Origin of the sequence: Inquilinus sp. Marseille-Q2685, assembly GCF_916619195.1 — a bacterium.
GTDB lineage: Bacteria > Pseudomonadota > Alphaproteobacteria > DSM-16000 > Inquilinaceae > Inquilinus.
In genome coordinates, this window is sequence record NZ_CAKAKL010000006.1 from 58,871 (window position 1) to 81,667 (window position 22,797).

General features: G+C 71.1%; 22 protein-coding genes and 1 riboswitch. Of the genes, 14 read left to right on the forward strand and 8 right to left on the reverse strand.

What is annotated here, in order from left to right:
- Window positions 1-69 precede the first annotated feature (69 nt).
- Window positions 70-1,134 carry a lysine-2,3-aminomutase-like protein gene (locus LG391_RS24180; protein ID WP_225770612.1) on the reverse strand — a complete coding sequence of 355 codons (1,065 nt, stop codon included), beginning with the start codon at window positions 1,132-1,134 and terminating at the stop codon, window positions 70-72.
- A gap of 2 nt (window positions 1,135-1,136) precedes the next feature.
- Complete coding sequence (ispH, locus tag LG391_RS24185) at window positions 1,137-2,123, reverse strand: 4-hydroxy-3-methylbut-2-enyl diphosphate reductase (protein ID WP_225770613.1); 987 nt, start codon at window positions 2,121-2,123, stop codon at window positions 1,137-1,139.
- A gap of 38 nt (window positions 2,124-2,161) precedes the next feature.
- Between ispH and LG391_RS24190 the strand changes: the two genes are divergently transcribed.
- The 5 genes from LG391_RS24190 to gcvPB all read left to right on the forward strand — a co-directional run bounded on the left by LG391_RS24190 (window position 2,162) and on the right by gcvPB (window position 7,593).
- Window positions 2,162-2,863 (forward strand): hypothetical protein, encoded by a 702-nt coding sequence (locus tag LG391_RS24190; protein WP_225770614.1) that lies wholly within the window; start codon window positions 2,162-2,164, stop codon window positions 2,861-2,863.
- A gap of 86 nt (window positions 2,864-2,949) precedes the next feature.
- Window positions 2,950-3,049, forward strand: a riboswitch (glycine riboswitch).
- A gap of 154 nt (window positions 3,050-3,203) precedes the next feature.
- Window positions 3,204-4,322, forward strand: a complete 1,119-nt coding sequence (gcvT, locus tag LG391_RS24195) for a glycine cleavage system aminomethyltransferase GcvT (protein WP_225770615.1) — start codon at window positions 3,204-3,206, stop codon at window positions 4,320-4,322.
- A gap of 21 nt (window positions 4,323-4,343) precedes the next feature.
- Complete coding sequence (gene gcvH / locus LG391_RS24200) at window positions 4,344-4,721, forward strand: glycine cleavage system protein GcvH (protein WP_225770616.1); 378 nt, start codon at window positions 4,344-4,346, stop codon at window positions 4,719-4,721.
- Complete coding sequence (gene gcvPA, locus LG391_RS24205) at window positions 4,721-6,067, forward strand: aminomethyl-transferring glycine dehydrogenase subunit GcvPA (RefSeq protein WP_225770617.1); 1,347 nt, start codon at window positions 4,721-4,723, stop codon at window positions 6,065-6,067. Before gcvH ends, gcvPA begins: the two co-directional genes overlap by 1 nt.
- Window positions 6,067-7,593, forward strand: a complete 1,527-nt coding sequence (gcvPB, locus tag LG391_RS24210; protein WP_225770618.1) for an aminomethyl-transferring glycine dehydrogenase subunit GcvPB — start codon at window positions 6,067-6,069, stop codon at window positions 7,591-7,593. Before gcvPA ends, gcvPB begins: the two co-directional genes overlap by 1 nt.
- Window positions 7,594-7,641: 48 nt before the next feature.
- Here the strand turns inward: gcvPB and LG391_RS24215 are convergent, their stop codons facing one another.
- Entirely contained in the window at window positions 7,642-8,856 is a 1,215-nt protein-coding gene (locus LG391_RS24215) for a S9 family peptidase (RefSeq protein WP_225770619.1), read from the reverse strand.
- A gap of 325 nt (window positions 8,857-9,181) precedes the next feature.
- On the opposite strand from LG391_RS24215, the gene LG391_RS24220 reads away from it, so the two are divergent.
- The gene (locus LG391_RS24220) at window positions 9,182-9,571 is read left to right on the forward strand and encodes a Rid family detoxifying hydrolase (protein ID WP_225770620.1); all 390 of its coding nucleotides are present in this window, start codon (window positions 9,182-9,184) and stop codon (window positions 9,569-9,571) included.
- 9 nt (window positions 9,572-9,580) lie between these two features.
- Here the strand turns inward: LG391_RS24220 and LG391_RS24225 are convergent, their stop codons facing one another.
- Complete coding sequence (locus LG391_RS24225) at window positions 9,581-10,042, reverse strand: hypothetical protein (protein ID WP_225770621.1); 462 nt, start codon at window positions 10,040-10,042, stop codon at window positions 9,581-9,583.
- A 47-nt stretch (window positions 10,043-10,089) separates the two neighbouring features.
- A complete protein-coding gene (locus LG391_RS34765) occupies window positions 10,090-10,212 on the reverse strand; it encodes a hypothetical protein (protein WP_255646830.1) in 123 nt (40 codons plus the stop codon).
- Between the two features lie 594 nt (window positions 10,213-10,806).
- Between LG391_RS34765 and corA the strand changes: the two genes are divergently transcribed.
- A complete protein-coding gene (gene corA / locus LG391_RS24230; RefSeq protein WP_225770901.1) occupies window positions 10,807-11,769 on the forward strand; it encodes a magnesium/cobalt transporter CorA in 963 nt (320 codons plus the stop codon).
- Between the two features lie 76 nt (window positions 11,770-11,845).
- Window positions 11,846-12,592: a tRNA-uridine aminocarboxypropyltransferase gene (locus tag LG391_RS24235; protein WP_225770622.1), complete on the forward strand. Its 747-nt coding sequence runs from the start codon at window positions 11,846-11,848 to the stop codon at window positions 12,590-12,592.
- On the opposite strand, the gene LG391_RS24240 is transcribed toward LG391_RS24235, so the two are convergent.
- Entirely contained in the window at window positions 12,589-14,010 is a 1,422-nt protein-coding gene (locus LG391_RS24240) for a DHA2 family efflux MFS transporter permease subunit (protein WP_225770623.1), read from the reverse strand. The two genes, LG391_RS24235 and LG391_RS24240, sit on opposite strands and share 4 nt — an antisense overlap.
- Before the next feature lie 88 nt (window positions 14,011-14,098).
- Here LG391_RS24240 and LG391_RS24245 point away from each other — a divergent pair, with 88 nt between their 5' ends.
- Window positions 14,099-14,719, forward strand: a complete 621-nt coding sequence (locus tag LG391_RS24245) for a TetR/AcrR family transcriptional regulator C-terminal domain-containing protein (RefSeq protein WP_225770624.1) — start codon at window positions 14,099-14,101, stop codon at window positions 14,717-14,719.
- Between the two features lie 98 nt (window positions 14,720-14,817).
- On the forward strand, window positions 14,818-17,001 hold the full coding sequence (katG, locus tag LG391_RS24250) for a catalase/peroxidase HPI (protein ID WP_225770625.1): 2,184 nt from the start codon (window positions 14,818-14,820) through the stop codon (window positions 16,999-17,001).
- A 42-nt stretch (window positions 17,002-17,043) separates the two neighbouring features.
- Here katG and LG391_RS24255 read toward each other — a convergent pair whose 3' ends face one another.
- Entirely contained in the window at window positions 17,044-18,090 is a 1,047-nt protein-coding gene (locus LG391_RS24255; RefSeq protein WP_225770626.1) for an SDR family oxidoreductase, read from the reverse strand.
- A 109-nt stretch (window positions 18,091-18,199) separates the two neighbouring features.
- Between LG391_RS24255 and LG391_RS24260 the strand changes: the two genes are divergently transcribed.
- Together LG391_RS24260 and LG391_RS24265 are read left to right on the forward strand one after the other, a co-directional pair.
- Window positions 18,200-19,105: a LysR family transcriptional regulator gene (locus LG391_RS24260; RefSeq protein ID WP_225770627.1), complete on the forward strand. Its 906-nt coding sequence runs from the start codon at window positions 18,200-18,202 to the stop codon at window positions 19,103-19,105.
- Between the two features lie 84 nt (window positions 19,106-19,189).
- A complete protein-coding gene (locus LG391_RS24265; protein WP_225770628.1) occupies window positions 19,190-20,113 on the forward strand; it encodes a DUF4436 family protein in 924 nt (307 codons plus the stop codon).
- A gap of 27 nt (window positions 20,114-20,140) precedes the next feature.
- On the opposite strand, the gene LG391_RS24270 is transcribed toward LG391_RS24265, so the two are convergent.
- Window positions 20,141-20,488, reverse strand: coding sequence for a GFA family protein (locus LG391_RS24270; protein ID WP_225770629.1), 348 nt, complete (start codon window positions 20,486-20,488; stop codon window positions 20,141-20,143).
- 192 nt (window positions 20,489-20,680) lie between these two features.
- On the opposite strand from LG391_RS24270, the gene LG391_RS24275 reads away from it, so the two are divergent.
- Both LG391_RS24275 and LG391_RS24280 read left to right on the forward strand, forming a co-directional pair.
- Entirely contained in the window at window positions 20,681-22,195 is a 1,515-nt protein-coding gene (locus LG391_RS24275; protein WP_225770630.1) for an MDR family MFS transporter, read from the forward strand.
- A gap of 56 nt (window positions 22,196-22,251) precedes the next feature.
- Window positions 22,252-22,797: a methylated-DNA--[protein]-cysteine S-methyltransferase gene (locus LG391_RS24280; RefSeq protein ID WP_225770631.1), complete on the forward strand. Its 546-nt coding sequence runs from the start codon at window positions 22,252-22,254 to the stop codon at window positions 22,795-22,797.

Here is a 22,797-nt window from a genome sequence, read left to right on the forward strand (position 1 = left end):
GTGAAAACGGCTGAGCCGCCTTCATAGAGCGAGAGGGGACGGCTTGTCGAAGGAAGAGACGCAGACGCCTCAGCCCTTCGGCGGATAGGCGTGGCGGCTGCCGTTCGGGTCCTCGACCGACCAGCCTTCGGCGTCGGAGCCGTCGAGATAGTCCGGCCCGACCGGCACCTTGCCGCGGCCGCCCGGGATGTCGAGCACATAGGTCGGCTGGGCCAGGCCCGACAGCCGGCCGCGCAGCGCCTTCATGATCCGGCGCCCGTCCTCGATCCCGGTGCGGAACTGGGCCGTGCCGGGGGCGAGGTCGCCGTGATGCAGGTAGTAGGGCTTGATCCTGAGGCGCACGAAGTCGCGGAACAGCTGCTCCAGCACCGCCGGGTCGTCGTTGACGCCGCGCAGCAGCACGGTCTGCGACACCAGGGCGACGCCGGCATCGGCCAGGCGGCGGATCGCATCCCGGGCCGCGGGCGTCAGCTCGCGCGGATGGTTGCTGTGGACGGCCAGCCAGACGGCGCTGTCCCGCGCCTGCAGCGCCGCCACCAGCTCCGGCGTCACCCGCTCCGGCTCCACCACCGGCACCCGGCTGTGCAGCCGGACCACGCCGAGATGCGGGATGGCGTCGAGCCGCGCCACGACATCGGCCAGGCGCCGCGGCGCCAGCATCAGCGGGTCGCCGCCGGTCAGGATCGCCTCCCACACCTGCGGCCGGGCGCGGATGTAGCCGATCGCGGCGGCGAGATCGTCCTCGCCCATCGCCTCGCCGCCCGGCCCGACCATCTCGCGCCGGAAGCAGAAGCGGCAATAGACCGGGCAGGCGTGCAGCAGCTTCAGCAGCACGCGGTCCGGATAGCGGTGGACCAGCCCCGGGATCGGGCTGTGGGCGCCGTCGCCGATCGGGTCGGCCAGCTCCTCGGGCCTCGTCTCCAGCTCGGCCCCGCAAGGCACGAACTGGCGTGCGATCGGGTCGGCCGGATCGGCCGGGTCGACCAGGTCCGCCATCGTCGGCGTCACCGCGATGGCGTAACGCTGCGCCACGTCGCGCAGCTCCGCCAGGCGCTCATGCCCCGCCAGGCCGGCCTCGACCAATGATTCGGGGCTCCGCAGGCGCTGCGGAGGAAGATGTCCGTCCTTGGGCATGGTCAGACGGCGCTGAGCTCGCGCGGCAGCTTGAAGGTGATGGTCTCGACCGTGACCGGCTCGGACTGGATGGTGACGGCGTAGCGCTTGTGCAGCTCGCTCATCACCTCCTCGACCAGCACCTCGGGTGCCGAGGCGCCGGCGGTGACGCCGAGGGTGCCGATACCGTCGAACCAGGACCAGTCGAGATCGGCCGCGCGCTGCACCAGCATCGCCTTGTCGCAGCCGGCCCGGCGCGCGACCTCGACCAGCCGCACCGAGTTGGAGGAGTTCGGCGCGCCGATCACCAGCACCGCGTCGCAATGCGGCGCGATCTCCTTGATCGCCTCCTGCCGGTTGGTGGTGGCGTAGCAGATGTCCTGCTTGTTCGGCGCCGAGATGGTCGGGAACTTCGCCTTCAGCGCGTCGACGATCTCGACCGTGTCGTCCAGCGACAGCGTCGTCTGGGTGGCGAAGGCGAGGTTGTCGGGGTCGTCGACCTCCAGCGTCGCCACGTCCTCGACCGATTCGACCAGCCGCACCGCGCCGGGCGGCAGCTGGCCCATGGTGCCGATCACCTCCGGGTGGCCGGCATGGCCGATCAGGATCACGGTGTGGCCGGTGCGGTAGTGCCGCTCCGCCTCGCGATGCACCTTGCTGACCAGAGGGCAGGTGGCGTCGAGATACAGCAGCTTGCGCCGCTCCGCCTCCGCCGGCACCGACTTGGGCACGCCATGGGCGGAGAACACCACCGGCGCGTCGTCCGGCACCTCGTCCAGCTCCTCGACGAAGATCGCGCCCTTGGCCTCCAGCGTCTCGACCACGAAGCGGTTGTGCACGATCTCGTGCCGGACATAGACCGGGGCGCCGTATTTCTCGATCGCCCGCTCGACGATCTGGATGGCGCGGTCGACCCCGGCGCAGAACCCGCGCGGCGAGGCCAGCATCACCGTCAAGGACGGCCGCGCGTCCCGCGCCTCCGCGCCTGCGCTTGTGCCAGCCTGTGCCATTTCCTATGGTCCTGAACCCGTTGTTGAAGGAGAGGGCGATGCCCGCCGAAGTCTCGCGCCGCGACCCTAATATAGGTGCTCTCTCAAGGAAAGCGCGGTACGGCGTCTCAGGGCGCCTTCGGGCCGGCGGTTCCGTCCTCCTGCTCGCAGGCCTAGCAGCCTGTGGTGGCGAGAATGCGGCGCAGCGGGCCGGGCTGCGCTGCCCGCAGATCGTCATCCCGCAGGAGGCCGCGATCTACGACGTGGTGCGCAACAACAGCACCAACCCGAAGGACGTGCTGGTCGAAGCCCGGATCACCAACACCCGCGGCGACTGCACCTATGGCGACAACGCCGTGACCATGGATGTGAACGTCGAGTTCACCGCCTGGCGCGGCCCGGCGGCCTGGCTGGAGAAGGACGTCCCGGCCCAGTATTTCGTCGCCGTCACCGACGCGCAGGACCGGATCCTGAACAAGGCCAATTTCGACGTGAAGATCCCGGTGCCGCGGCTGCAGGTCACCCCGCGCGAGACCATCCAGGAGCCGCTGGAGCAGGTGATCCCGGTCTCCAGCCCGGCCGAGGGCGGCTCCTACAAGATCATGATCGGCTTCCAGCTGACGCCGCAGCAGCTCGAGTTCAACAAGCACCGCAACGACCCGCGGACGCCCGGCGCCGCCGCCCAGGCCGCCGGCCGCCGCACCATCGCCCCGGTGGTCCCCGATCCGCGCGATCCGGACACGAGCGCCCCGCCGCAATGAGAAATGACGGAAGCAGGCCCGTAACCGTCGCGGATTGACTTTTCCGGCGCGACGGACGAGTGTCCGCCTGCGCATTGATACGGCCTACGACCCTGGCGGGAGAGACCGGGACCGTGTGACAGCGGGACCGGCGCCGAAGGAGCAAACGCCCCGGAAACTCTCAGGCCAAAGGACCGCCAAGGGTAAGGCACTCTGGAGAGCAGGCATCGGCGCCCGCCGCTGCCTCACCGATGGGGTAAGCCGGACAGAGTTCCCGGCGATTCTCTCAGGTCCCAGACAGAGGGGGTGGCGCGCGGGATGGTCCCGCACGCCCCAACTTTGTCGACGAGGACCCGGGACCGTGACCGATACCCCCCTGCAGCGCACGCCTCTTTTCGACCTTCACGTCGAGCTCGGCGCCAAGCTGGTCCCCTTCGCCGGCTACGAGATGCCGGTGCAGTATCCGGCCGGCATCCTCAAGGAACATCTGCACACAAGGGACCAGGCCGGGCTGTTCGACGTCAGCCATATGGGCCAGGCTTGGCTGGAGGCCGAGGCGGGGGAGGACGCGGCGCCGCTGATCGAGACGCTGCTGCCGGGCGACATCGCCGCGCTGGCGCCGGGTCGCATCCGTTATTCCCTGCTGCTGAACGACGCGGGCGGCATCCTCGACGACCTGATGGTGACCCGGACGCCCGACCCGTCGCGGCTGTTCCTGGTGGTCAACGCCGCCTGCAAGGACGCCGACTTCGCCCATATCGCGGCGAAGCTGGCCGGCCGCGCCCGGCTGGTGCGGCTGGACGACCGCGGCCTGATCGCGCTGCAGGGCCCGAAGGCCGCCGCGGTGCTGGCCCGCCACGCCTTCGGCGCCGACGACCTGGCCTTCATGGAAGCCGGCACCTTCGCGCTGGACCGGGTCGAATGCATGATCAGCCGCTCCGGCTACACCGGCGAGGACGGGTTCGAGATCTCGGTCCCGGCCGAGGAGGCCGAGCGGATCGCCCGGCTGCTGCTGTCGGAGCCCGAGGTGGCGCCGATCGGCCTCGGCGCCCGCGACTCGCTGCGGCTCGAGGCGGGGCTGTGCCTCTACGGCCACGACATCGACACCACCACCACCCCGGTCGAGGCCGGTCTGTCCTGGACCATCGGCAAGCGCCGCCGTGCCGAGGGCGGCTTTCCCGGCGCCGACCGCATCCTGAAGCAGCTGGCCGAAGGGCCGGCGCGCAAGCGGGTCGGCATCAGGCCCGAGGGCCGCGCCCCGGCGCGGGAAGGCACGCCGATCCTGACCGCCGACGGGCGCGAGATCGGCCACGTCACCTCGGGCGGCTTCGGCCCCTCGGTCGGCGGCCCGGTCGCCATGGGCTATGTCGAATCCGGCTTCGCCGCCCCCGGCACCGCCGTCTCCCTCCTCATCCGCGACAAGGCGCATCCGGCCGTGGTGGCCGCCCTGCCCTTCGTCGCCCCGAACTTCCACCGCTGAACGAACAGGGACGCCAGCAGCATGAGCACGCTTCGGTACACCAAGGACCATGAGTGGATCCGCGTCGAGGGCGACACGGCCACCGTCGGCATCACCGCCTATGCGCAGGAGCAGCTGGGCGACGTCGTGTTCGTCGAGCTGCCCGAGGTCGGCAAGCAGCTGACCGCCGGCGGCGAGGCCGCGGTGGTCGAATCGGTCAAGGCGGCGAGCGAGGTCTACGCCCCGGTGGCCGGCGAGGTGGTCGCCGTGAACGAGGCGCTGGTCGGCACGCCGAACCTGGTCAACGAGGATCCGACCGGCGAGGGCTGGTTCATGAAGATCAGGCTGGCCGATGCCGGCGCGGTCGACGCGCTGCTCGACCAGGCCGCCTATGATGCCTATGTCGAGGGCCTGCACTGATGCGTTACCTGCCCCTGACCGAGGCCGACCGCCGCGAGATGGTCGCGGCGATCGGCGCCGGCTCGGTCGACGACCTGTTCCGCGACGTGCCGCAGAGCGCGCGGCTGCCCGGCCCCTTGAAGGAGCTGCCGCCGCACCAGGGCGAGCTGGAGGTCGAGCGCGCCCTGGGCACCATGGCGGCGAAGAACGTGCCGGCCGGCTCGGTGCCCTTCTTCTGCGGCGCCGGCGCCTATCGCCACCACGTCCCGGCCACGGTCGACTACCTGATCCAGCGCGGCGAGTTCCTGACCAGCTACACGCCGTACCAGCCCGAGGTCACCCAGGGCACGCTGCAGTATCTGTTCGAGTTCCAGACCCAGGTCGCCCTCCTGACCGGGATGGAGGTCGCCAACGCCTCGATGTATGACGGCTCCACCGCCTGCGCCGAGGCCATCATGATGGCGAACCGCGTGACCCGCCGGTCGCGCGCGGTGATCTCCGGCGGGCTGCACCCGCAGTACCGCGACGTCTGCCGCACCCATGCCGACTTCACCGGCTTCACCCTGGACGAGGCGGTGCCCTGCCCCGACGGGGTCGAAGACCTGGCGAGCCGGATCGACGACACGACCTCCTGCGTCGTGGTCCAGAACCCGTCGGTGTTCGGCCATGTGCACGACCTGTCGGCCCTGGCCGAGGCCTGCCACGCCAAGGGCGCCCTCCTGGTCGTGGTGGTCACCGAGGTGGTGTCGCTGGGGCTCCTGACCCCGCCGGGCGAGATGGGCGCCGACATCGTGGTCTGCGAGGGCCAGTCGATCGGCAACGCGCTGAACTTCGGCGGCCCCTATGTCGGCCTGTTCGCCACGCGCGAGAAGTTCCTGCGCCAGATGCCGGGCCGGCTGTGCGGCCAGACCGTCGACGCCGAGGGCAAGCGCGGCTACGTGCTGACCCTGTCGACCCGCGAGCAGCACATCCGCCGCGAGAAGGCGACCAGCAACATCTGCACCAACAGCGGCCTCTGCGCCCTGGCCTTCACCATCCATCTGTCGCTGCTGGGCGAGGCCGGGTTCACCAGGCTGGCGCGGATCAACCACGCCAAGGCCGTGACCCTGGCCGGGAAGCTGGCCAAGGTACCGGGCGTGGCGGTGCTGAACGACAGCTTCTTCAACGAGATCACCATCCGGCTGCCGAAGCCGGCGGAGCCGGTGATCGACGTGCTGGCCAAGCGCAACATCCTGGGCGGCGTGCCGGTCAGCCGGATCTATGCCAACCGCCCGGCCTTCGCCGACCTGCTGCTGGTGGCGGCGACCGAGACCAACACCGAGGCCGATATCGACGCGCTGTGCGCCGGCCTGTCGGAGGTGCTGTGATGACCCAGGTTGACACCTTCACCGGCAACCGCGGCCTGGATATCGAAGAGAAGCTGATCTTCGAGCAGGACACGCCCGGCCAGTCCGGCGTCGACCTGCCGGAGCCCGCCACCGACACGCTGCGCCTGGGCGGGGTCAAGCCGCGCGCCCGGGTCGGCCTGCCCGGCCTGGCCGAGCCGACGGTGATGCGCCACTACACCCGCCTGTCGCGGATGAACATGGCGATCGACACCGCCCTCTACCCGCTCGGCTCCTGCACCATGAAGCACAATCCGCGGCTGAACGAGCGGATGGCGCGGCTGCCGGGCTTCGCCGACATCCACCCGCTGCAGCCGGTCGCGACCGTGCAGGGGGCGCTGGAGCTGATCGACACGCTGGCGCATTGGCTGAAGACGCTGACCAACATGCCGGCCGTCGCCCTGTCCCCGGCCGCCGGCGCGCATGGCGAGCTGTGCGGGATGATGGCGATCCACGCCGCCCAGGAGGCCCGCGGCGAGGGCCATCGCCGGCGGGTGCTGGTGCCGGAATCGGCGCATGGCACCAACCCGGCGACGGCGGCGGCGATCGGCTACACCGTCGACGCCATCCCGGCGACGGCGGACGGCCATGTCGACCTCGCGGCGCTGAAGGCCAAGCTGGGGCCGGACGTGGCGGCGATCATGCTGACCAACCCGAACACCTGCGGCCTGTTCGAGCGCGACATCGTCGAGATCGCGCGGGTGGTGCACGAGGCCGGCGCCTTCTTCTACTGCGACGGCGCCAACTTCAACGCCATCGTCGGCCGGGTGCGCCCGGGCGACCTGGGCGTCGACGCCATGCACATCAACCTGCACAAGACCTTCTCCACCCCGCATGGCGGCGGCGGCCCGGGCTCCGGCCCGGTGGTGCTGTCGGCGGCGCTGGCGCCCTACGCCCCGATCTCGGCCGTGGTGCACGACGCGAACGGCTTCCGCGTCGCCGAGCACAAGGGCCGCGACGGCGCGCCGGAGCACAGCTTCGGCCGGCTGAAGGCGTTCCACGGCCAGATGGGCATGTTCGTCCGGGCGCTGGCCTACATGATGAGCCACGGCGCCGACGGGCTGTGGCAGGTGGCCAGCGACGCGGTGCTGAACGCCAACTACGTGCAGGCCCGGCTGAAGGACGTGCTGACCCCGGCCTTCGACAACGGGTACTGCATGCATGAGGCGCTGTTCGACGACCGGGCGCTGAAGGACACGGGGGTGACCACGCTCGACATCGCCAAGGCGATGATCGACGAGGGTTTCCACCCCATGACCATGTACTTCCCGCTGGTGGTGCACGGCGCCATGCTGATCGAGCCGACCGAGACCGAGAGCAAGGCGACGCTGGACCAGTTCATCGGCATGATGCGGTCGCTGGTGGAGAAGGCGAAGTCCGGCCAGGCGGAGTGGTTCAAGGGCGCGCCCTACCACGCCCCGCGCCGGCGCCTGGACGAGACCGCCGCCGCCCGCAAGCCGGTGCTGCGCTGGACGCCCGAGGCGCCGCTGGCCCAGGCGGCGGAATAGCAGCCGGCGGCGCCCGTCCTCGCGGAGGGGCGCCGCCCCGGCCACCGGTCAGGGCTCCGGCGCGACGATCCGGTCGCCGACGGCATAGAGAAAGCAGCCCGACACGCGCGCACGGCAATAGGACAGCACGGTGGCCGCAGCCTCCTGCTGCGTGCGGTAGCCCGAGTTCCAGGACCAGTATTTGCGGCCGTCGGTGGCGAAGGCCTTCTCGTAGCTGGCGCTGGCGAGGTAGCGGGCGAAGCTCTTCTTCCCGTCCTCCGACAGCTCCGGCGGCGGCGACAGCTCCGCGGCCTGGGGCTTGACCATCTCGGCCGACGGCAGCCCGCGTGCGGCGAGGAACTCGCCGACCCGCGGCCACCACAGGGTCGGCGGCGCCGACGCCATGATGAAATGGCCGTTGTCGCCGGAGGCGGGGGTCACGAACAGCTCCCCGGCGCCGCCGGCCGCCTGGTAGCGGGCGAACATCTCCCGGGCCAGGGCCGGCGGGAACTCCTTGTCGTTCTCGGCATAGACCCACAGCGCCGGCGTCCGCGCGGTCTGTCCGAAGCCGGTCGCGGCCTCCAGCAGGCTCTCCTTGCCGCAGACATTGACCCAGGAGGCGCCGCGCCCGCCGGCGAAGTCGAGCACGGCCTGGACGCCCGGCGGGTTCGTCGCGGCCGCGGCGAGCACGGCCCAGCCGCCGGTCGAGGAGCCGGGCAGGACCGCCTTGTCCGGCGAGGCCCAGGGCTGGCGGCGCACCGCGTCCCGCGCCGCCAGCAGGTCGGTGCGGGCGACCTCTCCCGCGCGCTGATGCTGGGGGTTGTCGCAGGACGGGCCGGTGACCATGCCGCGGCCGGTCGGCCGGCCGTAGCCCCGCCGCAGGACCACCACGGCGGCATAGCCGCGGCGGGCGAAGGCGATGGCGGTGCCGGAATAGCGGTTGGGCGTCAGCGCGCGGTTGTAGGCGTCCTCCGACGTGCCGTGCGTGATCAGCGCGACCGGGTAGCGGCCGGGCGCGCTGGGGCGCGTGACCAGGGCCTCGAGCGTCTCCTGATCCCCGTCCGGCATCGTGACCTGGAGCGACAGCGGCTGCCGGATCAGCCCGGGAAACTGCTGGTTGCTGCCGCCGATCGCGGCCATCTCGGGGCCGCTGGTCTGGCAGGCGGCCAGCAGCAGCCCGGCCAGGGCGGCCAGCCCGCGGCGCCAGGCATCCCCGCGCGACGACCCGGGCCGCGCTGCCCGGGCACGCGCCATCCCGGCCGGAACGGCCGGCATTGCATGCATGATGTGATTCTCCCCGCTCCGATCGGGATCGCCCGCGCCGGGTTGCCTCCCCGGCTGCCGGCGTCCCGGCCGATTGTTGCCCCCGAATATCCGCATCGCGCCCGCCCCGCGGCGGCTGCCGTTCGGGGAGGGCACAGGGAGAAAATCTTATGGATGGGGCCACCTGCCGGCAAGCGGGATCGCGGCCGGGACAAGGTTCCGGCCGCCCTCGCCGCGAAATCTTGCCGGCATCGCGAAACCATCTTCCAACCGCGCACCGGTCGCGGCATCATCGCCTCGCGCCGCCTGGCGCGGCACACGCCTGAGGGGGCGAGATGGGGGTGCGATGGCACGCAAGGCTGTGACGAGTGCGCAGGCGCAGGCCATCGGCCCCTATTCGCACGGTGTGGTGGGACGCAGCGACCTGCTCTTCCTCTCCGGCCAGACCCCGATCAACCCCGCCACCGGCCGCCTGGTCGAAGGCGACGCCGCCGCCCAGACCGAGCAGTGCCTGGCCAATCTGAGCCATATCCTGGAGGCGGCGGACCTGAATTTCGACGCGGTGGTGAAGGTCAACGTGTTCCTGACCGACATGGCCGACTTCGCGGCCATGAACGCGGTCTATGAGCGCCATTTCCGGCCGCCCTACCCGGCCCGCTCGACCATCGGCGTCTCAGCATTGCCGCTCGGCGCCCGGGTTGAGATCGAGATGATTGCGGCGATGCCGCGGGAGTGAGTGGGGCGGCTACTGCAAGTAGCCCCAGCGCTCCACGGCCGGTTCGGCCGAGGCCCATTTCCAGCTGTCGCCCTGGCGGCAGATCGTCCCGACATAGATCCCTCGCGTCGCCTTGGCGCCCTCGCCCTCCTCGACCGTGACCAGGATCTCCTTGCAGGCGGCCAGCGGCGTCTCGATCAGCCGGGTGACCTGGACCGCGCCGTTCTCGTCGGCATAGCCGAAGGGCAGGTCGTGGTCGACCCGCCACAGCTTGGTCTCGCCCGGCTGCATCCAGCCGGCGACGGCGGCGATCGCGTCCTGCTCGTCCTTGTGCAGGCCGCGCATCACCGACTTCACCCCGGCGGCGACCGCGGCCCGGGTGCCCATGCCGACGCTGTAGCCGACCACCGGGTTGGCGGTGATGGCGCCGACCGTGCCGCCGGTGGCGATGCCGCTGACATCCGCCACCATGGCGCAGCCCGACAGCGGCATGACCAGAATCGGCAGCAGGCGCCATAGGAGACGGCGACGCCGCCCCTTCACTGCAGCGAACCCCACCGCTCCGTCGCCGGCTCGGCCGAGGCCCATTTCCAGGTCTCGCCGTTCTGGCAGATGACGGCGACGTAGAACGCCTTGTCCTTCTCGCCCTCGACCGAGAACACGATCTCCTTGCAGGCCAGCGCGGCGCGCCGATCAGCCGGCTGACCGTGACCTCGCCCTGCTCGTCCGCCTCGATCGGCACGTCGTGCGCGATGTCCCAGCGCGCCACCTGGCCGACCGCGAGCGGGCCGGCGACCGCGGCGATCCGGTCCTGCTCGGCCTGGTGCACCTTGCGCTCGCCATACTGCAGCCCGGCGCTGGCGGCGGAGCGGACGCCGAGGCCGATGCCGGTCGCCACCAGGGCGTTGTCGGTGACCGCCGTGGCCGCGGCCGCGCCGCCGACGCCGGCAAGATCCGCCGTGCCCTCATGCAGCAGAGAGCTGCAGCCGGCGAGCGCCGACGCCGAGACCAGAAGGAGAGCCGCAAGGGAGTGTCTGCACGGTCTGGCAGGCATCGCACCGTCTTGAGCCGCGATCTTCGGACGCCGAGCCGAATTGCGAATCACCGTAACATCAAGTTGTTACAAATGTCGATGAAGGTGGAATCTCAATTGCCGCCGTATTCGGGAGCATCGTGCCCGGCCCGGCTGGCGGCGACGCGGCGCCGTGCTGTATCGTGCGGCCGGCGCCGGAAGACGGAGGAACGCCTTGGGTCGTGTGGTTGCGGCGGTCGCCTATGCCGAAGGGCGCCGGACTGCCGAGATCGCCCTGTCGGAGGGGCGGAGCTGGTCGGAGAAGCCCGGCCATGTCGTCTGGATCGGCATCCATGAGCCGGAGGAGGCCGAGCTGCGCGAGCTGGCGCAGCAGTTCGGGCTGCATCCGCTGGCGGTCGAGGACGCGCTGAAGGCGCATCAGCGGCCGAAGCTGGAGACCTATGGCGACGCCCTGTTCGTGGTGCTGCGCACCGCCCACCGGGTGAAGGAGGAGACCGAGTTCGGCGAGACCCACGTCTTCGTCGGCCCCGGCTACGTCGTCTCGGTGCGGCACGGCCCGTCTTCCTCCTACACCAAGGTGCGGGAACGGGCGGAGGCCACCCCCGCGCTGCTGAAGCACGGCGAGGATTTCATCCTCTATTCGATCCTCGACTTCGTGGTCGACAACTACACCCCGGTGGTCGACGCGATCGAGGCCGAGGTCACGGCGCTGGAGCAGCGGGTGCTGAAGGCGCCGCTGACCGCCGCCGACATCGAACGCATCCACGCCCTGCGCCGCGAGCTGATGGTGATCCGCCGCACCGTCACCCCGACGGCGGAGGTGTGCAAGCAGCTGGAGCACACCGAGGTGGGCTGCATCGACGAGGCGATCCACCCCTATTTCCGCGACGTCGCCGACCATGTGCGGCGGGTGAGCGACCATATCGACGCGCTGCGCGAGATCGTCACCCACACCTTCGAGGCCGGCCTCCTGCTGGAGGCCTCGCGCCAGAACCAGGTGCAGCGCAAATTCGCCGGCTGGGCCGCGATCCTGGCGGTGCCGACCGCGATCGCCGGCATCTACGGCATGAACTTCGACAACATGCCGGAGCTGCGCCTGCCCTACGGCTATTTCGTGGTGCTGGGCGTGATCGCCGGCCTGTGCGGCTTCCTGTACTGGCGGTTCAAGCGCTGGGGCTGGCTGTAGCGGTCGCCTGCGCGTAGAGCCTTGTCCATCCCGATCCCCGCTTGCCAGCACGCCGGGACTGCGGTTCAACACCGGGATGACCGATCCCCTCGACACCGACGACATCGCCCCCGAGCCCGCGGCGGCGGACGTCGAATGCCCGCGCTGCCTGAAGCCGGCGGCGCTGTGCGTCTGCGATGAGGTCGAGCCGATCGAGAACCGGATCGGCCTGCTGATCCTGCAGCACCCTCAGGAACAGGCGAAGGAGCTGGGCACCGCCCGGCTGACCGCGCTGCACCTGACCGATGCCGAGTTCAGGATCGGCCTGTCCTGGCCCAGCCTGGCCGCGGCGCTGGGCCGGCCGGCGGATCCGAAGCGCTGGGCGGTGCTGTATCTCGGCTCGATGCGGCCGGAGGATTTCCCGCCGGGGCGCGAGCTGGTGGTGCTGGACCGGAAGGGCGCGCCGCTGCCCGAGCAGGAGGCGGCGCTGGAGGAGATCGAGGGCGTGGTGGTGCTGGACGGCACCTGGAGCCAGGCCAAGACGCTGTGGTGGCGCAACCCCTGGATGCTGAAGGGCCGGCGCATCGCCCTGAAGCCGCAGCGCCCGTCGCTGTACGGCAAGCTGCGGCGCGAGCCCCGGCGCGAGGCGCTGTCGACGCTGGAATCCGCGGCCTTCCTGCTGAGCCGGCTGGAGGGGCGGCCGGAGATCGAGACCGCGCTTCTCGCCAGCTTCGCCCGGATGCTCGACCGCTACCGCGCCACGCAGCCGGCGCGGCCGCCCCGGCCGGCCGGCCCGCGGCCCGACCGCCGCCGGCCGCAGCAGCGCCGCAGCCGGGGCCGCTAGCCTCGCCGCTCCGCCCGTAGCAGGGCCATCGCCGGCAGCAGCGGCAGCGCCGCGACCAGCGCCAGGATGCCGTGCGTGGCGTCGAAGGCGGCCAGCGCGCCCATCGGATAGGGCGGCCCCGGCGGCAGGAACAGGCCGAACAGCGCCACCGCCAGCGCCGCGCCGATCGAGGCGCCGGTGCGGTCGAGGATGTTCAGCAGCGGCACCCCGTCCGGCACCCGCTCCTTCGGCAGCGAGGCCAGAGCCACTGTCATCGCCGGCATCGCCGACAGCACCATGCCGAAGCCGCGCACCGCCAGCACGGCGGAAAGCCAGAGATAGCTGGTCTGCGCCTCGAGGAAGGCCAGCGGCACGGTGCCGAGCACGGTCAGGACGATGCCGGCCACCGCCAGCCGGCCGCCGCCGAACCGGTCGGCCAGCCGTCCGCCGAGCGGCATGGCCAGCGCGATGCCGAGATCCTGCGGCAGGATCAGGAGGCCGGTGGTGAACACCGTCTCGTGCCGGACCAGCAGATAGTAGAGCGGCAGCGCGATCTGCGCCCCGTACACGGTGAAGCCGCCGCAGAACAGGATCAGCCCGGCCGGGCCGAAGATCCGCTCGCGCAGCAGGCCGATGCGGATCAGTGGCGCCTCCATCCCCCGCGCCCGCAGCACGAAACCGGCGATCAGGGCGAGGCCGAGCAGCAGCGCGCCATCCGCCGCCGCGGCGCCGAGGCCCCCGGCCTGGGCGATGGCGAAGACGCCCCAGGTCATCAGCGGCAGGCCGAGGGTCAGCAGCACCAGGCCGGGGATGTCGAGGCGCCCGGCGGGGCCCGCCGCGCCGGCCTCGGCGCGCGGCAGCCAGAGCCAGCCGGCGAGGAGGGCGGCGAGGCCGAGCGGCACGTTGATCCAGAACAGCCAGGGCCAGCCCTGCCAGGCCAGCAGCGCGCTGCCGACGGTGGAGCCGATCGCCGGGGCCAGCACCACGACGATGCCCATCGTGCCCATCATCCGGCCCATCCGCCCGGGCCCGGCCGCCATGCCGAGCAGCATCTGCCCGACCGGCACCAGCAGGCCGCCGCACAGGCCCAGCAGCACCCGTGCCGCGATCAGCTGCCCGGCCGTGGCCGACAGGGCGCAGGCGGCCGAAGCCAGAACGAACAGGGCCAGGCTGGCGAACCACAGCCGGGTCGGCCCCACCCGCCGCGCCGCCCAGGCGCAGATCGGGATCGAGGCGGCCAGGGCCAGCAGATAGCCGGTCGCCACCCATTGCATGGTGTCGAGCGGCACGCCGAAGCCCTCGCCCATCGGCGCCAGGCCGATGTTCACGATCGAGGTGGTGAGCCGCGACAGGAAGCCGCCGACGACCAGGATCGCGGCCTGGCGCCACAGCGCGGCCGGGATCCTCTCCAGCTTCGCGGCCGGGGCGATGGAGACCATGACGGGGGATCCTTATCGATGATAAATTTATCAGCGATAAGGAACTGATCGCGGCTAGTCTGTCAAGTGGGTGGATGAGAGGCGGACAATGAAGCTGCAGCGGGACGAGGTGATCCGGACGGCGCTGGATCTGCTGGACGAGGTCGGCATCGACGGGTTGAGCACCCGCCGCCTGGCCGAGCGGCTGGGCGTGCAGTCCCCGGCGCTGTACTGGCATTTCCGGAACAAGCGCGCCCTGCTGGACGCCATGGCCAAGGCGATGATGGTGGAGGCCGGGATGGAGCGGCCGGCCGAGCCCGGCGCCGACTGGCGGAGTTGGATCGCCGAGGATGCGCGCCGGTTCCGCCGGGCGCTGCTGTCGCGGCGCGACGGCGCCCGGCTGCACGCCGGCACGCGGCCGGAGCCGGCCGAGTTCGCCGCGGTCGAATCCGAGACCGCCCTCTTGTGCGCGCAGGGCCTCGCCCCGGCCGACGCGCTGCGCGCCCAGATCGCGATCAGCCGCTATGTCGTGGGCTGGGTGCTGGAGGAGCAGGCCGATGCCGCCGACGCCGGCGCGCGCGAGGGCGAACGCATGGCCGCCGCCGACCTGGCCGGCTATCCGCTGTTTGCCGAGGGCATGGCGGCGCTGCGCGACGCCGATCCGGATGCCGAGTTCGACCACGGCCTCGGCCTGCTGCTCGACGGCATCGCGGCCAGGCTGGCGCGCTGAGGCAAGTGCCATCCATTCGCCCTTGGCCAAAGCGCCGCGTTGGTCTTAGAGTTTGGTTTTAGAATAATTCAAAACTGTGGAACGCGAACGGAGGGAACATGTCTACCGAAGGCAAGTGCCCGGTCACGGGCGGAACCCGCGGCCACACCAACCGCGACTGGTGGCCGAACCAGCTGAACCTTTCGGTGCTCCACCAGCACTCCTCCCTGTCCGACCCGATGGGCGAGACGTTCGACTACGCCAAGGAGTTCCAGAGCCTCGACCTGGACGCCGTGATCAAGGACCTGCATGCGGTGATGACCGATTCGCAGGACTGGTGGCCGGCCGATTTCGGCCACTATGGCGGCCTGTTCATCCGCATGGCCTGGCACAGCGCCGGCACCTACCGCATCGGCGACGGCCGCGGCGGCGGCGGGCGGGGCCAGCAGCGCTTCGCGCCGCTCAACTCCTGGCCGGACAACGCCAATCTCGACAAGGCGCGCCGGCTGCTGTGGCCGATCAAGCAGAAATACGGCCGCAAGCTCTCCTGGGCCGACCTGCTGATCCTGGCCGGCAATGTCGCGCTCGAATCGATGGGCTTCAAGACCTTCGGCTTCGGCGGCGGGCGCGCGGATACCTGGGAGCCCGACCAGGACATCTTCTGGGGCCCGGAGGGCAAGTGGCTGGGCGATGAGCGCTACAGCGGCGAGCGCGAGCTGCAGGGCCATCTCGGCGCCGTGCAGATGGGGCTGATCTACGTCAATCCGGAAGGCCCGAACGGCAACCCGGACCCGGTCGCCGCGGCGCGCGACATCCGCGAGACCTTCGGCCGGATGGCGATGAACGACGAGGAGACGGTGGCCCTGATCGCCGGCGGCCACAGCTTCGGCAAGACCCATGGCGCCGGCGATGCGGCCCTGGTCGGACCGGAGCCGGAAGGGTCCGACATCGTGGAGCAGGGCCTGGGCTGGCGCAGCACCCACGGCACCGGCCACGCGGGCGACGCGATCACCAGCGGCCTGGAGGTGACCTGGACCTCGACGCCGACCCGGTGGAGCCACGATTTCTTCAAGAACCTGTTCCAGTACGAGTGGGAGCTGACCAAGAGCCCGGCTGGCGCGCATCAGTGGCGGCCGAAGAACGGCGCCGGCGCCGGCACGATCCCGGATGCGCACGACCCGTCGAAGCGGCACGCACCGGCGATGCTGACCACCGACCTCGCGCTGCGCTTCGACCCGGCCTATGAGAAGATCTCGCGGCGCTTCCTCGAGCATCCGGAGGAGTTCGCCGACGCCTTCGCCCGCGCCTGGTTCAAGCTGACCCATCGCGACATGGGGCCGAAGGTGCGCTATCTCGGCCCGCTCGTGCCGAAGGAGACGCTGATCTGGCAGGACCCGGTGCCCGAGGTCGACCACCCGCTGGTCGACGCGCAGGACGTCGCGGCGCTGAAGGCGAAGGTCCTCGCCTCCGGCCTCACCGTCCCGCAGCTGGTTTCCACCGCCTGGGCCTCGGCGTCGACCTTCCGCGGCTCCGACAAGCGCGGCGGCGCCAACGGCGCGCGCATCCGCCTGGCGCCGCAGAAGGACTGGCCGGTCAACCAGCCGGACCAGCTGGCGATGGTGCTCGCCAAGCTGGAAGCGATCCAGCAGGAGTTCAACGCCTCGGCATCCGGCGGCAAGAAGATCTCGCTGGCCGACCTGATCGTCCTCGCCGGCGGCGCCGCGGTCGAGAAGGCGGCGAAGGACGCCGGGCAGGACGTGCAGGTGCCCTTCTCCCCGGGCCGCACCGATGCGTCACAGGAGCAGACCGACGTCGCCTCCTTCGCGCCGCTCGAGCCGAAGGTTGACGGGTTCCGCAACTATCTCGGCGAGACGTTGCTGAGCCTGACGCCCGAGGAGATGCTGGTCGACCGGGCGCAGCTGCTGACGCTGACGGCGCCGGAGATGACGGTCCTGGTCGGCGGCCTGCGCGTGCTGGGCGCCAACACCGGGAACTCCCCGCACGGCGTCTTCACCAAGCGGCCGGGGGTGCTGACCAACGACTTCTTCGTCAACCTGCTCGACATGGGCACGCAGTGGCGGCCGTCCTCGGACGCCGAGAACGTGTTCCAGGCCCGGGACCGGAAGACGGAAGAGCTCAAATGGACCGGCACCCGGGTCGACCTGATCTTCGGGTCGCATTCGCAGCTGCGGGCGCTGGCCGAGGTCTATGGCAGCTCCGACGCGCAGGAGAAGTTCGTGCGCGACTTCGTGGCGGCCTGGACCAAGGTGATGAACCTCGACCGCTTCGATCTGGCCCGGTGACGGCGACGGGTCCCCGGCGGTCGACGCCGGGGACCCGTTTCGTCATGGGATGATCCGGCGCCGGCGAAGGTCGCGGAAGATGTCGAGGAACATGGTCTCGGTGTCGACCATCTCGTGGAAGCCGAAGCGGTGCGACTTCGAGGTGTCGCCGAACATGTCGTAGTCGAAGCCGAAGACGAAGTCGGCGAAGCGCCAGGACGACACGTCGCGATACGGGGTCGGCGCCAGCCCGTGCCGGTCGATCATCGAGCGCCACAGCGGCTCCTTATCCGCCATCATCGTCTCGAGCGGCATCGGCAGCGGCGGCGCCGTCTCGAGCCCGAAGAACCGGGCCAGGCGCGGCCACAGATCGGTCCAGCGGAACAGGTCGCCATTGGCGATGTTGAAGGCGTGGCCGGCGGCACGCGGCTCGGTCGCCGCCCAGACGGTGGCCCGGGCCAGCAGGCCGGAATCGGTCATCTGCAGCAGCTTATCATAGGCGCCGGGCTTGCCGGGAAACCGGAACGGCACGCCCAGCTCCTTCGCCATGGACGCATAGACGGCGATGGCGACGGCCAGGTTCATCGGGTTGCCCAGCGCGGTGCCGCCGACCACCGCCGGGCGGATCGCCGACCAGGACCAGCCGCGCGCCGCGGCGCGCTGCTGCAGCCAGGCCAGCTGGTCGATCATGAATTCCGGCGGCATCGGGCCGGGGTCGTCCTCCCGCGCCGGGGTCTTGAACGGGCCGAGATGGCCGCCATAGACCTTGTAGCCCTGCATCAGGCTGACATGGCGCAGCCCCGGCGCCTCGGCCGCCTCCACCGCGTTGACCAGCATGGCCAGGTTCGGCGCCACCAGCTCGGCCCAGCTCGGCCGGTCCTGGAAGGCGGCGTAGAAGATGTGGGTGACCTCGCGCAAGCCCCCCAGCTTGTCGCGCGCATCGGCGGGGTCGAGCAGGTCGACGGCGATGTGCCGGACTTGCCCCGAAGCCTCGCCGCCGCGGCGCGACAGGCCGATCACCTGCCAGTCCTCCAGCGTCGCCAGATGCTCCACCAGGTTGCGGCCGATCACCCCCTGGGCCCCGACCACCAGCGCCGTCTTCCGGTCCATCGCTCTTCTCCGTGCCGATCGTTCGGCCCAGAGATCATTCATTTGGATGGGATTGAGTAGGGCGCCGGATTGACTATCATCCATAAGCATAACTTTGAGGCCATCGCCCATGGACCGCTTCACCGCCATGGCCACCTTCGTGCGGGTGGCCCAGCTCGGCAGCCTGTCGGCGGCGGCGCGGGACCTCGGCCTGACCCAGCCGGCGGTCAGCCAGCAGGTGGCGGCGCTGGAGCGGCGGCTGGGCGTCCGCCTGCTGAACCGCAGCACCCGCCGCCTGGCCCTGACCGAGGCGGGCGAGCGCTACCACGCCCAGGCCCTGCGCATCCTGGAGGCGGTGGCCGAGGCCGAGGACGGGCTGGCCGAGGCGTCGGACACGCTGGCCGGCAGCCTGCGCGTGCATGCACCGGCCGGGCTGGGCCAGGCGCATCTGGCGCCGATCCTGATCGGCTTTCAGCGGCGCCATCCGGATCTCTCGGTCGAGCTGATTGCCAACGACCGCTATGCCGACCTGATCGGCGAGGGCGTCGACGTCGCCATCCGCCTCGGCACCCTGGCCTCGCCCGGCTTGGTGGCCCGGCGCCTGGCGACGCTGCGGCGGATCCTGGTGGCGTCGCCGGACTACGTCGCCGCCCGGGGCAGCCCGGAGACGCCGGAGGATCTCGCCCGCCACCCGCATGTCCGCTTCAGCTGGGCCGCTTCCGGCGACGCGGTGCCGCTGGTCGGCCCGGACGGTCCGCTGGAGGTGCGGGTGCGGTCGCGCTTCCTGGCCAACAACGCCTTCGTGCTGATCGAGGCGATCCGCGCCGGGATCGGCATCGGCGGCGCCCAGCTGCCCCTGGTGCAGACGCTGCTCGACCAGGGCGCGCTGGTGCGGGTGATGCGGGACTATGCCTATGCCCCGCTGGAGGTGCACGCGGTCTACCCCTCCGGCCGTTTCGTCCCGCGCCGGGTCCGCGCTTTCGTCGACCACCTGGCCGCGGCGCTGCCGGCGATCCCGGGGCTGGACCGGGACTAAGGCTTAAGGCGTAACGGCGCCGATCGGACCTTGCCGTCCCGGCCGGGGCTTTGAAATGATCCCCGCAAACCCCGGTGCGAGGCCATGCAGGACGTCTCCGACAAACCGGCCGGCGATGCAGCCGGAGGCGAAACCCCTCGAGCCCGCTCGGCGTCGCCGTCGCGCCGGGCCGTCGTGCTGGCCGTGCTGCTGGCCGGATGCGCGATCGCCTATATCCTGATCCTGGCCCGGTTCGACGTGTCGAGCGCGCCGGCCGAGACCGAGTTCGGCGCCCCGGCCCGGGACGCCCGGGTCAGGCTCTATGTCCAGCCGATCGAGGTCGACCCGGTCAACGATTCCGTGCAGATGCGGATCAGCGTGACGCCCGATCCCGCCCTGGCCAGCGCGACGGCGGCGACCGCGGATCACGATTTCCTGATCAAGATCAGGCGCGGCAAGCAGATCGAACATGTGCAGATCGGCGCCGGCCAGCCTCTTCCCGAGGTCACCTTCGAATTCGACCTCGAGGACGGCAATGTGCGCGACTACCCCCTGGACCGGTATGGATCCGCCATGACCTTGGCGGCGAGCGAGCGGACCCCGGACGGCGCCGAGGCGCCGCTGCCGATCCGGGTCACGGTCTGGGAAGGCCTGCTCGGCTATACCGTGAAGGCGCAGCAGGCGGCGGCACAGACCGCCGGTGACCTGCAGCTGCAATTCGCGATCCGCCGCACGGGCGCCGTCTCGTTCTTCGGCATCGCGATCTATGGCGCCATCGTCGTGATGGCGCTCTGCGCCCTCGTCATCGGCAGCCTCGTCTTCATCGGCACGCGGCGGATCGAGGTCACGCTCGCCGGCGCGCTCGGCGCCGTGATCTTCGCGCTGCCCGCGTTGCGCGGCGCCTTGCCGGGCATCCCGCCGCTGGGCGTCCGCGCCGACATCCTGATCTTCTTCTGGGCCGAGATCGGGGCGATCATCGCCTTCTGCCTGTTCGTCGCCGCCTGGGCGCGTCGCGGCCCCCCGCCCTGAAGCGCCAGGTCCCGCGACGCCGGGCCGCTACATCGAACGGCCGTCGAACTCGTGCACCGGCACCGCGGCGAGGTCGATGTCCTCGAGGCAGCGGATGTTGATGTAGGCCGACCGCTCCGTCCCCGGCGCGGTGTCCTCGGCGAAGGTGTGGATGCCGCAGTTCCGGCAGAAGCGGTGCTGGATGGCGTGGCGGTTGAACAGATAGGTGCCGAGGTCCACGGGCTGCGCCTGCACGCGCAGGCTGAGATGCGGCACGGCCCAGAGCAGCGCCCCCTTGCGCGAGCAGATCGAGCAGTTGCAGGCGACGGCGCCGGTCAGCTCGCCCTCGACCTCGAAGACGACGCGGCCGCAATGGCAGCTTCCCTTGTAGAGCATGGTCCCCTCCCCGTGCTGTCTCCTCCAGAAAACTGGACCGGCCGGCGCCCATGGGCAATCCCCGCGGCGTTCCGGACGCATGGCAGCCTTGCACCCCCATCCGCCGGCGCAGAGTCGGATGTAGGATCGATCATCCGTCATCCGCAGAGACCCGCCCGCCGCACCGGCCCGACTCGGGCCCGGAGGAACGCCATGTCCACTGCCGTCGACCGGTCGAAGCGACCGTTCCTGATCGCTTCGATCATGCTGGCGACCTTCATGATCGCGATCGAGGCGACGATCGTCGCCACCGCCATGCCGCGCATCGTCGGCGAGCTGGGTGGCTTCACCTATTACAGTTGGGTGTTCTCGGCCTTCCTCCTGGCCCAGACCACCGCGACGGTGATCTACGGCAAGATGGCCGACGTGTTCGGCCGCAAGCCGGTGCTGATCGGCGGCACCGCGGTGTTCCTGGCCGGGTCGGTGCTGTGCGGCTTCGCCTGGTCGATGGGATCGCTGATCCTGTTCCGGCTGCTGCAGGGCCTCGGCGCCGGGGCGATCGCGCCGGTGACCATGACCGTGATCGGCGACCTGTACAAGCTGGAGGAGCGCGGCCGCGCCCAGGGCATGATGGCCAGCGTCTGGGCCACCTCCGCCGTCATCGGCCCCCTGGCCGGCGGCGTCATCGTCGACACCCTGTCCTGGGCCTGGATCTTCTGGATCAACCTGCCCTTCGGCGTGCTGACCATCGCCGGCTTCATCCTGTTCCTGAAGGAGCGGATCGAGCCGCGCGAGGTGAAGATCGACTATGCCGGCGCCGGGCTGTTCACCGTCGCCGTGGTGTCGCTGCTGGTGATCCTGACCGAGACCGATGCCGGCGCGCCGCTGCTGGGCGGCCTGGGGCTGCTGTTCCTGTTGTCCGGTTGGCTGTTCCTGCGGCAGGAGCGGCGGGCGCCGGAGCCGATCATCTCGATCGCGCTGTGGGGCCGGCGGCTGATCGCCACTAGCAACGCCGCCACCCTGCTGGCCGGCATGGCGCTGATCGGCCTGACCACGATCCTGCCGGTCTATGTCCAGGGCGTGCTGGGCCGGTCGCCGATCACGGCCGGCTTCACCCTGACCATGCTGGTCGTCGGCTGGCCGATGGCGGTGATGCTGTCCAGCCGCTTCTACCGCGCCTTCGGCATCCGCCGCACCCTGCGCGCCGGCAGCCTGCTGTTCCCGGTCGGCGCCGCCGTCCTTCTGTTCCTGACGCCGCAGAGCCATCCCGCCCTGGCCGGCGCCGGGTCGTTCCTGATGGGCTTCGGCATGGGGCTGATCAGCCTGACCACCATCGCCGTGGTGCAGGACAGCGTCGAATGGTCGATGCGCGGCAGCGCCACCGCCTCGATCATCTTCGCCCGCAGCCTGGGCAACACCATCGGCGCCACGGCGCTGGGCGCGATCCTGAACCTGGGCATCGCCCATTTCGGCAGCGGCGCCCTGGCCGCCGCCGTGCACGACGCGCTGAACCGCCCGGAGGGTCTGGCCGACCTGGCCGCCGACCCGTCGGTGCGCACGGTGTTCGACCAGGCGCTGCACTGGAGCTTCTGGGGCGTGGCCGGGGTGGCGGTGCTGACCTTCGTCGCCATCTGGCTGATCCCGATCGCGCCGAGGCCGGCCGGCGCCCGGCCGCAGGAGGCGGAGATCGAGGCGGCCGCCGAGCCCGGCCCGGCCGTCGGGCACTGAATTTGACCGCAAGAACCGGGCCGACCGCCCCCCGGCCGGGTGGTAGGATCCGGCCCATGAGCGAGCATCTCTACACCCTGTTCGAGACCGCCATCGGTCCCTGCGGCATCGCCTGGGGCCCGCGCGGCATCACCGGCGTGCAACTGCCGGGGTCGAGCGCGGAGAAGACGCGGATGCGCCTCCTCCGCCGCTGCCCCGGTGCCGAGGAGGGCGCGGCCCCGCCCGACATCGCCCGGGTGATCGAGCGCATCGACGCCCTCTTGCGCGGCGAGCGCGTCGACCTGTCCGACGTGCCGGTCGACCTCGACCGCGTGCCGGAGTTCGAGCGCCGGGTCTACGCCGTCGCCCGCGCCATCCCGCCGGGGTCGACCATGACCTATGGCGAAATCGCGAAGCGGCTGGGCGACCCGCTCTTGGCCCGCGACGTCGGCCAGGTGATGGGGCACAACCCGTTCCCGATCGTGGTGCCCTGCCACCGGGTGCTGGCGGCCGGCGGCAAGCCCGGCGGCTTCTCCGCCCCCGGCGGGGTCGACACCAAGCTGCGGATGCTGCGGATTGAAGGCGCCGCGGCCGCCGCCCAGGCCTCTCTGTTCGACCCCTGA

Coding starts and splice junctions, on each gene's coding strand:
- LG391_RS24180 (WP_225770612.1), bottom strand. CDS start 1,134: ATGCCCAAGGACGGACATCTTCCTCCGCAGCGCCTGCGGAGCCCCGAA.
- ispH (WP_225770613.1), bottom strand. CDS start 2,123: ATGGCACAGGCTGGCACAAGCGCAGGCGCGGAGGCGCGGGACGCGCGG.
- LG391_RS24190 (WP_225770614.1), top strand. CDS start 2,162: ATGCCCGCCGAAGTCTCGCGCCGCGACCCTAATATAGGTGCTCTCTCA.
- gcvH (WP_225770616.1), top strand. CDS start 4,344: ATGAGCACGCTTCGGTACACCAAGGACCATGAGTGGATCCGCGTCGAG.
- gcvPA (WP_225770617.1), top strand. CDS start 4,721: ATGCGTTACCTGCCCCTGACCGAGGCCGACCGCCGCGAGATGGTCGCG.
- gcvPB (WP_225770618.1), top strand. CDS start 6,067: ATGACCCAGGTTGACACCTTCACCGGCAACCGCGGCCTGGATATCGAA.
- LG391_RS24215 (WP_225770619.1), bottom strand. CDS start 8,856: ATGCATGCAATGCCGGCCGTTCCGGCCGGGATGGCGCGTGCCCGGGCA.
- LG391_RS24220 (WP_225770620.1), top strand. CDS start 9,182: ATGGCACGCAAGGCTGTGACGAGTGCGCAGGCGCAGGCCATCGGCCCC.
- LG391_RS24225 (WP_225770621.1), bottom strand. CDS start 10,042: ATGCCGCTGTCGGGCTGCGCCATGGTGGCGGATGTCAGCGGCATCGCC.
- LG391_RS24235 (WP_225770622.1), top strand. CDS start 11,846: ATGACCGATCCCCTCGACACCGACGACATCGCCCCCGAGCCCGCGGCG.
- LG391_RS24240 (WP_225770623.1), bottom strand. CDS start 14,010: ATGGTCTCCATCGCCCCGGCCGCGAAGCTGGAGAGGATCCCGGCCGCG.
- LG391_RS24245 (WP_225770624.1), top strand. CDS start 14,099: ATGAAGCTGCAGCGGGACGAGGTGATCCGGACGGCGCTGGATCTGCTG.
- katG (WP_225770625.1), top strand. CDS start 14,818: ATGTCTACCGAAGGCAAGTGCCCGGTCACGGGCGGAACCCGCGGCCAC.
- LG391_RS24255 (WP_225770626.1), bottom strand. CDS start 18,090: ATGGACCGGAAGACGGCGCTGGTGGTCGGGGCCCAGGGGGTGATCGGC.
- LG391_RS24260 (WP_225770627.1), top strand. CDS start 18,200: ATGGACCGCTTCACCGCCATGGCCACCTTCGTGCGGGTGGCCCAGCTC.
- LG391_RS24265 (WP_225770628.1), top strand. CDS start 19,190: ATGCAGGACGTCTCCGACAAACCGGCCGGCGATGCAGCCGGAGGCGAA.
- LG391_RS24270 (WP_225770629.1), bottom strand. CDS start 20,488: ATGCTCTACAAGGGAAGCTGCCATTGCGGCCGCGTCGTCTTCGAGGTC.
- LG391_RS24275 (WP_225770630.1), top strand. CDS start 20,681: ATGTCCACTGCCGTCGACCGGTCGAAGCGACCGTTCCTGATCGCTTCG.
- LG391_RS24280 (WP_225770631.1), top strand. CDS start 22,252: ATGAGCGAGCATCTCTACACCCTGTTCGAGACCGCCATCGGTCCCTGC.